The 9,429-nt window shown below is 39.5% G+C and carries 9 protein-coding genes; 8 read left to right on the top strand and 1 reads right to left on the bottom strand.

Annotation, left to right across the window (positions count from 1 at the left end; all coding sequences use genetic code 11):
• The 5 genes from H7254_RS05860 to H7254_RS05840 form a co-directional block, all read left to right on the top strand.
• Positions 1 to 1,143, top strand: a 1,143-nt coding sequence (locus H7254_RS05860; protein WP_301932083.1) for an amino acid permease, incomplete at its 5' end; no start/stop codon positions are given.
• Positions 1,115 to 2,488: a glutamine synthetase family protein gene (locus H7254_RS05855; protein ID WP_301932082.1), complete on the top strand. Its 1,374-nt coding sequence runs from the start codon at positions 1,115 to 1,117 to the stop codon at positions 2,486 to 2,488. The genes H7254_RS05860 and H7254_RS05855, both read left to right, overlap by 29 nt.
• Before the next feature lie 279 nt (positions 2,489 to 2,767).
• A complete protein-coding gene (locus H7254_RS05850; protein WP_301932081.1) occupies positions 2,768 to 3,919 on the top strand; it encodes an iron-containing alcohol dehydrogenase in 1,152 nt (383 codons plus the stop codon).
• 2 nt (positions 3,920 to 3,921) lie between these two features.
• Positions 3,922 to 4,662, top strand: a complete 741-nt coding sequence (locus H7254_RS05845; protein WP_301932080.1) for a gamma-glutamyl-gamma-aminobutyrate hydrolase family protein — start codon at positions 3,922 to 3,924, stop codon at positions 4,660 to 4,662.
• 15 nt (positions 4,663 to 4,677) lie between these two features.
• A complete protein-coding gene (locus tag H7254_RS05840) occupies positions 4,678 to 6,042 on the top strand; it encodes an aldehyde dehydrogenase family protein (protein ID WP_301932079.1) in 1,365 nt (454 codons plus the stop codon).
• Between the two features lie 334 nt (positions 6,043 to 6,376).
• Here H7254_RS05840 and H7254_RS05835 read toward each other — a convergent pair whose 3' ends face one another.
• Complete coding sequence (locus tag H7254_RS05835) at positions 6,377 to 6,841, bottom strand: regulatory protein RecX (protein WP_301932078.1); 465 nt, start codon at positions 6,839 to 6,841, stop codon at positions 6,377 to 6,379.
• 242 nt (positions 6,842 to 7,083) lie between these two features.
• Between H7254_RS05835 and dnaN the strand changes: the two genes are divergently transcribed.
• From dnaN to H7254_RS05820, 3 genes are all read left to right on the top strand, one after another.
• Positions 7,084 to 8,199, top strand: a complete 1,116-nt coding sequence (gene dnaN, locus H7254_RS05830) for a DNA polymerase III subunit beta (protein ID WP_301932077.1) — start codon at positions 7,084 to 7,086, stop codon at positions 8,197 to 8,199.
• Positions 8,200 to 8,454: 255 nt separating this feature from the next.
• The gene (locus H7254_RS05825) at positions 8,455 to 9,030 is read left to right on the top strand and encodes an SPFH domain-containing protein (RefSeq protein WP_301932076.1); all 576 of its coding nucleotides are present in this window, start codon (positions 8,455 to 8,457) and stop codon (positions 9,028 to 9,030) included.
• Positions 9,031 to 9,042: 12 nt separating this feature from the next.
• On the top strand, positions 9,043 to 9,360 hold the full coding sequence (locus H7254_RS05820; protein WP_301932075.1) for a hypothetical protein: 318 nt from the start codon (positions 9,043 to 9,045) through the stop codon (positions 9,358 to 9,360).
• The last annotated feature ends 69 nt before the right edge of the window (positions 9,361 to 9,429 follow it).

The following is a 9,429-nucleotide window of genomic DNA, read 5'->3' as shown; positions in this document are numbered from 1 at the left end:
TGTGCTATTCCAAAAGCAGGGGGCGTTTTTGATTATGCTACCAGAGCCATGGGAAAAGATATTGGCTTTGTTGCCGGCATGGCACAAATTATAGAATTTGTTTTTGCGCCACCCGCTATTGCGGCTGCTATCGGGGCTTACTTTCATATTTTTTTTCCACAGTTTTCTGTTACCAGTATTGCGGTAGTGGCCTACATTATTTTTACATCGCTTAACATGTATGGCGTAAAAGCTGCTGCTACTTTCGAACTCATTATTACCGCTTTTGCAGTATTTGAGTTATTGCTATTTAGTGGCATAGCGTTACCACATTTTCATTGGGCTAACCTTACCCAAAATGCTTTTCCCAATGGCTGGAAAGGTGTTTGGGGAGCAATACCTTTCGCAGTATGGTTTTTCCTTGGTCTCGAAGGGGTAGCCAATGTAGCAGAAGAAACAGTAAATCCTCAAAAAAATGTACTCAAAGGTTTTGGCTCGGCGTTGATCACCTTAATTATTTTGTGTGCACTTGTATTTGCTTCATCTGTAGGTGTTGGTGGCTGGGAAAAAGTGGTATATCCAACTCCAGGTGCAGAAGCTTCCGATTCTCCGTTGCCATTAGCTTTATCTCAAATAACAGGCAATAGCGGTTGGTTATATCATCTATTAATTACGATCGGTTTAATGGGACTGGTAGCTTCTTTTCATGGGTTGATATTGGCCGCAAGCCGTGCTACGTATGAGTTTGGTAAAACAGGTTGTATCCCGGTACTATTTGGTAAAATTCATCCAAAATTTAAAACACCCGTTAGCGCATTGTTGTTAAATATGTCAATTGGTATCATTGCATTGTTCACTGGTAAAACGGGAGATATCATCACCATTGCGGTGTTTGGTGCTATCATGCTGTACATCTTTGCCATGATTTCAGTATTGATATTAAGGAAAAAGGAACCCGGTTTAGCCAGACCTTTTAAGGTGCCGATGTATCCGTATTTTCCCATCATTGCGTTGGTGATTGCTGTAATTTCTATGATCGCAATGATAACGCTGAATATAAAATTAGCAGTGATCTTTTTTGCTATACTTGTACTTGCTTATATTTGGTTTCATTTTATTGTAAAACAAAAAACAGATGTCCAATCAACCATTATCAAAGGATAAAGTGCTGCAACTGTTGGCAGAACAAAACACCGAAAAAGTAAAATTGGCGGTTACCGATATCGATGGCATTCTGCGTGGTAAAATGATCAGTTACGAAAAATTTGTTTCCATTGTTGAAAAAGGATTTGGTTTTTGCAATGTGGTATTTGGTTGGGATGCCGGTGATGTAGCCTACGATAACAGCGGGTATACGGGCTGGCATTCAGGTTATCCTGATGCAACCGCAGCCATTGATTTAAATACTTTTCGACAAATTCCCTGGGATAACGATACGCCTCTTTTTCTAGCCGATTTTCGCGACAGCAAAGGAAATGATCTGGAAATTTGTCCCCGAAGTTTATTAAAAAAAATCATTCAGCAGGCTGGTGATAAAGGTTACACGCCGTATTTTTCGCAGGAGTTTGAATGGTTTAATTTGATAGACAATACAGACCAACTGTATGCAGGAAATTTTCGGGATACAAAACCGATGACACAGGGCATGTTTGGATATTCTCTGCAAAGAGCGGCAGAAAAAAATGATTATTTTAATGACTTGTTTACACTGCTGAAAAAGTTTGGTGTACCCATTGAAGGATTGCACACAGAAACTGGTCCCGGTGTGTACGAAGCTGCCATCACGTATTCAGAAATATTGGAAGCCGCCGACAGGGCCGTACTTTTTAAAAGCGGCACCAAACAAATTGCACACAACCATGGCGTGATCGCTACTTTTATGGCAAAGTTTAATGAAAATTTACCGGGCTGTAGTGGTCATGTTCACCAGAGTTTATGGAGTACAACAAAGAAACAAAATCTTTTTTATGATAAAAAAACAACAACAGGAATGAGCTCGTTAATGGAAAGTTATATGGCTGGTCAACTGGCCTGCCTGCCTTTTATTTTACCGATGTTTGCACCAACAGTTAATAGTTATAAAAGGTTGGTAGAAGGTGCCTGGGCTCCAACCACGTTAACATGGGCAATCGATAACCGCACAACCGCATTGCGGGCTTTGCCGGCCAGCAGCAGTTCAACAAGGGTAGAAACCAGAGTAGTTGGCAGCGACAGCAATCCTTACCTGGCAATGGCAGCTTGCCTTGCCGCAGGTTTGTATGGTATCAACAACAAATTAAAATTGAAAATACCCGCAACAGTAGGTAATGGTTATGCAGATAAAAAAAATGGAACCTTGCCAAAAAATTTGTGGGATGCCACGCAGGCAATGAAAACATCGCCCATTGCAAAACAACTATTCGGAGCAGCCTTTGTTGAACACTTTACTGCAACAAGAGAGTGGGAATGGAGGCAATTTTCAAAAGTAGTAACAGACTGGGAGTTGAAAAGATACCTTGAAATAATTTAAAAAATGTTGTTCCAGTCGTTAAGAGGTTTTTTTTGACCGGGCAAATACAGCAGCAACTTTCAACTTCATTGGCGTCGCACTCTTGTACTTTTGCAGCTTTATTAAACGCTTCCTACATCAGAAAGTCATAATAATTGTTTAAAAAAAAGGGATAGCAATGTAATAAAGAAATTTGTGATAACCCGTTCAGTCTGCGTTATCCGTGTACTATAAAAAATCCGTAATGATCCGTCCAATTCCGGGTCATCAGCGTTTCTATAAAAAAATAAAATTATTTGTATGACAGATTTTAATGTGATAAGACAATTTAGTTTTCCAACAATTATTCGCTTTGGTGCCGGTGTAGTAAAAGAATTGCCCGCTCATTTATTAGCCAATGGTTTAAGCAGGCCATTATTGGTTACCGATTCGATGGTCAGTAGCTTGGATTTTTTTAGAGATATTAAAGACAGCCTTACAGCAAAATCAATTTCCGTAGAAGTGTTTTCAGACATTCACAAAAACCCAGTAAAAAGTGATGTGTTAAAAGGTGGCGACGTTTATAAAGCAACCAACCGGGACTGTATCATCGGTATTGGTGGTGGCGCGGCAATGGATGTTGCAAGGGCCATTGTATTGCGCATCAACCATCACCGCGACTTGTTTGATTATGATGACCTCACGGGCGGCGACCAGTATGTTACCGAAGAAGTTCCTTATTTTATTACAGTGCCTACAACCAGCGGTACCGGAAGTGAAGTAGGAAGAAGTGCTATTATTTCGGAAGATGATACACACCGCAAAAGAATTTTGTTTGCTCCAAAGTTAATGGCCAAAATAGTTTTTGCAGATCCCTTGCTGACCATGGAATTACCACCATTTATAACAGCAGCAACCGGTATGGATGCATTAACGCACAACATGGAAGCTTTTATCGCAAAAAACTTTCATCCTATGGCGGGTGGTATTGCCCTGGAAGGAATTTACCTGATCAATCAATCCATTGCAGCGGCAGTAAATAAACCCACTCTTGAAGCAAGAAGTAAAATGATGATTGCTTCACTGATGGGCGCAGTGGCTTTTCAAAAAGGATTGGGTGTGGTGCATTCGCTGGCGCATCCATTGTCATCTTTGCTGGATACACACCATGGTTTGGCCAATGCGGTAAACCTGCCGTATGGCATGCGTTTTAATGCACCCGGACTGGAGACTGAATTTAAAAGAATGGCACTGGCGATGGATCTGAGCGAAACAACCGGTGAGGCAGTAGTCAGTCATTTGTTTGAATTAAACCAGCGGATAGGCATGCCGGTTCGGCTGCGGGATATTGGAGTAAAAGAAGAACATATTGAAACCCTGAGTGACCTTGCGCTGGCAGATTTTTGCCATCCCAATAATCCTAAACCGGTAACAAAAAAGGACTTTAAACAATTGTATACCCAAGCTTTGTAACTATGAAATCAGTAATAAAAATTGGCGTAACCTATACCGGCTCGGACGAAAAACATAGCAATTATTTACACTGGCTAAAAGGAAACGACGCAATCGAAATAACAACCTTATCACCGTTGAATACTGATCTGTATGCAATAAAGGATTTTGATGGTATTGTATTATCCGGAGGTGTGGATATGCATCCTGAATTTTATAAAAATGATGTCATCAATTATCCAAATGCGCCATTGCATTTTGATAAAAAAAGAGATGAGTTTGAGATGGCACTATTTAAAATAACCCAACAATACCAGTTACCATTGCTGGGCGTTTGCAGGGGAATGCAGCTGATAAACTGTGTGCTGGGTGGTACCTTAACGCAGGACATTGGCGCAACGGCCAACGCCATCCATCGTTTTGAAGAACATGATAAAGCACATGGCATTCATATAGTAAAAGGTACTTTGTTAAGTGAAATTACCGGTGTTGACAGAACAATAACCAACAGCGCTCACCATCAATGTATTGATGTGTTGGGCGAAGGCTTAACCATTAATTGTGGTTCTGATGACGGAATTATAGAGGGGGTAGAATGGACGGAAAAAGAAAATAAATCCTTCTTTCTTGCCATACAATGGCATCCCGAAAGAATGTATAAATTTCATTTAAACAATCTGCCTGCCGCAAAAAATATAAGAGACAGGTTTTTAAAAGAGATTAAAATTTCCATTGAAAACAAGCAAGCGTCACAAGTAAAATAACATTAAATATTCTGCATGAAAATTATCAATCCGGCAACAGAAACAGTTATAAAAGAAATAACAGAAGATACCAGTCAAACCATCCAGGAAAAATTTGAATTGCTTACCAATGGACAAAAGGCCTGGGCAAAAACCAATGTAACGGATCGTATTGCCGCAATTCAACATTTTTGTGATTTGCTTGAAGAACATAAAGACGAATTAGCCGCTACACTTACCAGCGAAATGGGTAAACCATTGCAGCAATCTTACAATGAACTCAATGGTGCCCGTGACCGAATCAAATACTTTATAGACAATTCAGAAAAATACCTTGCTGAAGAATGGGTAACCACAGAAGGGGCAACGAAAGAAAAAATTGTGTACGAACCCCTGGGCGTGATCGCTAATATTTCTGCATGGAACTATCCTTTTTTGGTGGGCGTAAATGTTTTTATTCCAGCACTAATTGGGGGGAATGCGGTTTTTTATAAACCTTCAGAATATGCCACCTTAACGGGGCAGCATATACAGGCACTCTTGTACAAAGCAGGTGTTCCTGAAAATTGTTTTCAAACAGCCATCGGACATGGCAATGTGGGGGAACAATTATTGCTCTTGCCACTAAATGGTTATTTCTTTACCGGCAGTTACCGCACCGGAAAATACATTGCCGAAAAAGTAGCGGGTAAAATGGTACCCTGCCAGTTAGAGCTTGGTGGCAAAGATCCATTGTATGTAATGGATGATGTGGAGCACATTGAGAAAGCTGCGGCAGACGCACTGGAAGGCGTAGTGTACAACAGTGGCCAAAGCTGTTGTGCAGTGGAAAGAATTTATGTGCAGGAAAAAGTGTACGACGCTTTTGTAAATGCTTATGTGGAAGAATGTAAAAAAATGAGGATCGGCGATCCGTTGGATAAGAGTACAGATATTGGTCCGCTTAGCAGAAAAGAACAACAGGCATTTTTATCTGCACAGGTAGATGATGCAGTGATCCTGGGTGCAAAAGTGTTATGTGGTGGTAGAATCCCTGCAGGCAAAGGTTATTATTTTGAACCCACGGTTTTGGTAAATGTAAATCACCAGATGAAAGTAATGACCGAAGAATCTTTTGGCCCTGTTGTTGGAATACAAAAAGTATCCGATGATGCGGAAGCGATACAACTAATGCAGGACACTGTTTATGGCCTTACTGCATCGGTATATTCCAAAAGTTTTGAGAGAGCAGAAGCGGTAATGCAACAGATGAATACAGGTACTGTTTACTGGAATTGTTGCGATAGGGTAAGCGGGACTTTACCATGGTCGGGCAGAAAAAATTCCGGCTTTGGAGCTACTTTGTCTTATCAGGGTATTCGGGCTTTTGTGCAGCCAAAGGCTTATCATATCCGGGGGTAGACAATCAGGATTATTGACTAAAAATTGAACTATCGATAAATCAAGTCGGGTACTTATTTTTTAAATGGGTTAAAACGAAGAAATTTCTTCGGGAAATACTGTTTTAAAATTTGAGCAAATCCACTCTTGGCATGGCTTCGCAGGGTTTGTACTTTTATAGATCAATATCCTATTCTCATGCAAACTAAAACAACCACCCAACCTTTTTTTACCCGGTTAATAAAAGTATTTTCAACAGGCATCCGTAATTTGTTCGCCTCCCGTTCAGAAAAAAAGTTTAAACGGCTGAAGGATTTTATTTCTTCATAGAATAAAAAAATCGGCTGTTAAACTATCAGATTTTATTTACAATTTCTTTAACCAAATCATTTTCATATCCTTTTTGCAGCAAATGATCCTGCAATTTTTTTCTTTTGATAAACAAATTCTTTTCGCCCTTCAAGGTTTTTAACTTCTGTTCTGCCAGCCGGTTGAATGTTGTTAAATAAGCATCTTCATCAATCAGACTCAAAGCCTTTTTTATACAATAAGGGCTAACCATTTTTTTCTTTAACTCGTATTTTATTTTTATCCGGCCCCAGTTTTTTATTCTAAAATGTCCACCGGCAAAACTAATGGCAAAGCGTTCTTCGTTTAAATAATTTTCTTCAATAAGGGTGCAGATGATTTGCTCCGTTTCGTTTTTATTTAAACCAAAGCCATATAATTTATCTTTTACTTCGCTGTGGCAGCGCTCCTGATAAGCACAATAGTTTTTAGCTTTTGGCAAAGCCTGGTGTGGAGTAAATTGTTGTTGCATGAAAGGAAGTATCTGTGAATCGAAAATAATACATTTTGAAGCAATGTTACCGGTAGATATCACTGTCGCAGGTACCTGTTTTGGGGCTGAATAAAGTGATTGGACAAATTCCCGTTCATTAATTTAACTGACAGTTAATTTTTAATTACTTTAGTAAGATGCAATGGAATAACAGGGTACAAATAATATCTGGGATTCATTACTGCCATTATTTTATCTTTGATTTTTAATACAAATATATTATGAAGTTTATTGTTTCGTCTTCTGCCTTGCTTAAACAACTCCAGCAAATTAGCGGTGTTATTAACGCCAACACCGTATTGCCAATTTTAGAGGATTTTTTGTTTGAAATTGATAAAGGCCAGCTAACCGTAGTTGCTACCGACCTGGAAACGGTAATGAAAGTGCATCTGGATATTGAAGCTAAAGACAGTGGAAGAGTTTGTATACCCGCAAAAATATTACTGGATACATTGAAGAATATAGCCGAGCAGCCGCTCACTTTTACCATTGACAAAAACTTTGGGGTTGAAATTACCAGTGATAACGGAAAGTATAAAGTAATGGGCGAAAACCCGGATAACTTCCCTAAAGAGCCGTTGGCTGACGATGCCAATGCTTTTACTATGGCATCCTCTGCACTGGTTACCGCTATCAACAAAAGTTTATTTGCGGTAAGTAATGACGACTTGCGGCCAGCCATGACCGGCGTATTTTTTGAACTGGCTCAAAACAGTCTAACCTGCGTAGCTACTGATGCACATCGCCTTGTAAAGTATAAAAGAAATGATGTAAGCTGTCCAAAAACGGATACGTTTATTGTACCCAAAAAACCGTTGAACCTTTTAAAAACGGCTTTGCCGGATAATGCAGATGAGCTTATATTATCTTACAACAGTAATCACCTTTTTGTAAAACATGGTGGTACCGAACTGGTTTGCCGGTTAATAGATGCCCGTTTTCCGGATTATAAAGTGGTGATACCGGTTGATAATCCGTATAAATTAACGGTAAACAAAAGCGATTTTCAAAGTGCCTTACGCAGGGTAAGTGTATTTAGTAATAAGAGTACCAACCAGGTTGCCCTAAGCATCAGTGGCAGCGAATTGCAGCTGGCTGCACAGGATGTGGATTTTAGTTTTGAAGGCAACGAACGTATGGCCTGCCAGTACGATGGCGAAGACCTGCAGATAGCTTTTAATGCTAAATTTTTAATTGAAATGCTCAACGCCGCGGAAACACCTGAAATAGTAATTGAATTAAGTACCTCAACAAAAGCGGGTATTATCAAGCCAACAGAAGTAGATCTAAATGAAGAATTACTGATGCTGGTAATGCCGTTGATGTTGAATAATTAAAGGGTCCGGGACCCTAAATCTCCCAATGAGGACTTTTGAAGCGCTTAACAATTCGGGCAGATTTTATTTTTTTTGATTAACAGGATTTGCACAACATGCAGATCCTGTTTTATTAAGGGTAAGAGCGCTTTTCTAATTGTACTTTTCGAGAAGTAAATTTTTCCTGAATCATTCATGAGTTCAAAAGTCATCGCCGGGGATTTAAGGGGGCTTCTCCTTTTTTTTAATGATCTTGCAGCATAAAATATTTTTATCATGGTATTAATCGTATTGGGATTTATTATTTTTATTGCCATCAATGTGGTAGTAAAAAATAACCCGGTTGCAGCAAAATTTGCAGGCGCCGGTCGCATACTGGCGCTGGTGTTTATTTTGCTGGGTATTTCTACTGCCTGTGTTAAGCAGATTGATGCTGGTGAAATTGGAGTAAAAAGTCTGTTCGGCAGTATTCAAAACGACATTATGGGCAGCGGCCTTCATTTTATAAATCCTTTACTGGATGTAAAAAAGCTGGATGTGAAAACACAAAATTATACCATGAGCGGTGTAAATGATGAAGGCAATAAAGCAGGTGATGATGCCATCAAGGTATTAACCAGTGATGGTTTGGAAGTAACGATTGATTTAACTGTTTTGTACAGGGTTGTGGGAGCAGACGCACCCAGGTTATTAAGAGAAACTGGTGAGGATTACCGGGATAAAATTGTGCGGCCAATTACCCGTACCAAAATCAGGGACAATGCAGTTTATTACCAGGCGGTAGATTTATTTGGTTCCAAAAGAGATGAATTTCAGCAACGCATTTATAAAAGTATTGAAGATGATTTTTAAAAAAGAGGTCTCATGCTGGAGCAGTTGCTGGTAAGAAATATCACCCTCCCCAATTCGGTAAAAGCATCGATTGAATCGAAAATAAATGCGGAGCAGGATGCCAAAAAAATGGAGTTTGTATTGCAGAAAGAAAAACAGGAAGCAGAAAGAAAAAGAGTAGAAGCACAGGGTATTGCCGATTATCAAAAAATTATTAACACCGGCCTCACCGATCAGCAATTGCAATACGAACAAATAAAAGCCATGAAAGAAATTGCGCTAAGCGCCAATGCAAAAGTGATTGTAATGGGTAAGGGTAATACGCCTTTGATTATTGATGGTAAGCAGTAACATGAATTTTAAAATATTTAAAATTTCTTTTAAAAAAATACTACAGAACTCAGCCTGACAGATAATTGG

This window comes from Ferruginibacter sp. (assembly GCF_014377975.1).
GTDB lineage: Bacteria > Bacteroidota > Bacteroidia > Chitinophagales > Chitinophagaceae > Ferruginibacter.
This window is presented reverse-complemented; position numbering and strand designations above follow the sequence as displayed.